At 60.2% G+C, this 2,220-nt stretch carries 2 protein-coding genes; both read right to left on the bottom strand.

Features of this window, described 5'->3' with window-relative positions:
- The coding region (locus CQ12_RS45275; protein ID WP_198164273.1) for a LuxR C-terminal-related transcriptional regulator at positions 1 to 635 on the bottom strand (635 nt) is incomplete at its 3' end.
- Between the two features lie 1,004 nt (positions 636 to 1,639).
- On the bottom strand, positions 1,640 to 2,220 hold a 581-nt coding region (locus CQ12_RS27930; protein WP_157088542.1), incomplete at its 5' end, for a glycosyltransferase.

Raw genomic sequence — 2,220 nt, 5'->3', positions numbered from 1 at the left:
CCACCTGTAACTGTTTCTTTGCGGCTGATTTTGATGGTGACGACTTCCGCAGAGCCGTTTGCGGCCATGAGCATGAGACTTTCGATCGCGGTGTCACTGGCGTCGACTGTATCATCCAACGCAGCCAGGATCGCAGCTGCCAGGATACTCATCGCCCCGTAACGGCGCGACAGGGCAAGCGCGGAGAGCTCCGTCCGGCTGCTGATTCCGAGCTTCTGTCGCGCGTGATCGAGATGAATCCTGACGATGTCCGGGGAAACACCGAGCACCCGAGCAATCTCACTATCTGACAAGCCTTCGGCGACGAGATCCATGATGGTCCGCTCGTTGACAGTCAGAACCGCCAGAACGTTGTTGCCGAACGAGGCAATTCCATTGGCTTGGTTCCCGACCCTCGCCCGGTCGGACCCCGGTTTTTCCAGCCTCAGGGACTGCACCAGCTCTTCCGGTTTGGCGCTCATCGAAATCGCGCCGCAAGCACCGGTCGCCATTGCCCTGGCAAGATCGCCGCAGGCGACAGTAGCAGTGAAGAACACCAGCCGGGAGGAAAGACCTTCGTCGTCCATGACGGCGAGTATGTCGGAAGCGGTCACATCGGTGAACCCGTCCTCCAGTAGCACCACGTCGGGCGTCAATCTCCGAATGGATGCAAGGCAACTAGCTCCATCGAGACAGCACGCAACCACTTCGAAATCGGGCTGCGCTCCGAATAGCGATACAAAACCCTGCAGAACAATGGGACGTCGATCTGCTATTACCAGTCGAACGCGACGCATGGGCTTCCTTCGCTCGGCCTCACATGAGACGGCTCATGGTTCCGGTGACTTAACTCCGCTCGACCGAGCGCGCTCCTAATTCGTGGTAATAGAGCATGTGCAGGCACCTTTTTTGGGCGATGGGACGGATCAGCCCGGCTCGACAGCATAGGGTCCGCGGTCACTCGCCAAGACCGCGCTTGGGATTGCGCCAATGACTACAGCATTGCACGTTTACAGCGAGCGTCAGGATTGCTCCCGGGCTGAAGGAGACCTTGTCCCATAAAAGCGCAAGTATGATCAGGACCACTGGAGCCAGACCCATTTACCACCACGCCCGCAATGAAAAGCCATTCTCGCACCAGCAGACGGTACAGGATAGCACAGATTCGGATCTGCCAACTTTGCCCGGCCTCTACCCGATCGCGGCACCGCAGTTCTGCGGGTTAGGGACTAACATTTGTTATGCGGTGGTCAAGCGGCGGAATGCCTTCTTGCGATGTCCAAAAGATTGCGAATTGACTCTCGCACTACACTGAACCAGCCTTCACGCTATGCGCGACCTTTTCTCTGTGACTGATGACGATCTCGCCAGTGCCGTGGTATGCGCACGGTTCGGCCCAATGCCGCCGGAAAAGCCTCTGCTTCGGTCCAACCACGTCATCGGCGAGTGCATGCTGTGCCCGCACGCCATTCAGGTCCCGCCGGAGCTGGCGCAGTATGCGAACAAAGTCTGCGTCGGGTGCGCTCTCGAGGTGGCGGGTCTGTTCAATTGACGTCGCGGGGCGGCCGTCCCTTCCCCGTTGCCTCGCGCGGAAGAGAGTCGGCAGGTCGCGCCGCCGGAGGGCTACCGATGGCCCCTTGCCGGCCGCGTTCGCGTCAAATCACAGGAGCCGGCTCTCTTCCCCCGCAGGCAACTCTTGTCTTTGATATTCGGCGGACCCGCCGTTCACCACCGATTGGTAATGCGAGACGTAGTCTGCGGCCATTCGCCGTGCAGTGAAGCGCTTCTCGAAGCCCTCGCGCACGCGCCGGCGATCGAGGTCGCCCAGCCGTTTCACGGCTTGAACGGCCTGCTCTTCGTCATCGACCACAAAACCGGTGACGCCTTCGTCGACCACCTCGGGAACCGAGCCGGAGCGAAACGCGATGACGGGTGTTCCACAGGCCATCGCTTCGATCATGACCAGACCAAACGGTTCGGGCCAATCGATGGGAAAGAGCAGCGCAGCGGCTCCCGCCAAAAATGGCTGCTTCGCCGCGTCATTCACTTCGCCGATGAGCCTGATCTGTGTGCCGTCGATTTGTGGTTCGAGCCGCTCTTTGAAATAACGCCTTTCGCCGCGAGGCAGCTTGGCCGCGATGCGAAGCTGCATCCCGGCGGCGCGCGCGATGCGGATGGCGCTTTCCGGTCCTTTCTCGGCGGTAAGGCGCCCCAGGAAAGCAAGATAGGACCCTTCTCCGC

The sequence above is a fragment of the Bradyrhizobium jicamae genome (genome assembly GCF_001440395.1).
Lineage (GTDB): Bacteria > Pseudomonadota > Alphaproteobacteria > Rhizobiales > Xanthobacteraceae > Bradyrhizobium > Bradyrhizobium jicamae.
This window is presented reverse-complemented; position numbering and strand designations above follow the sequence as displayed.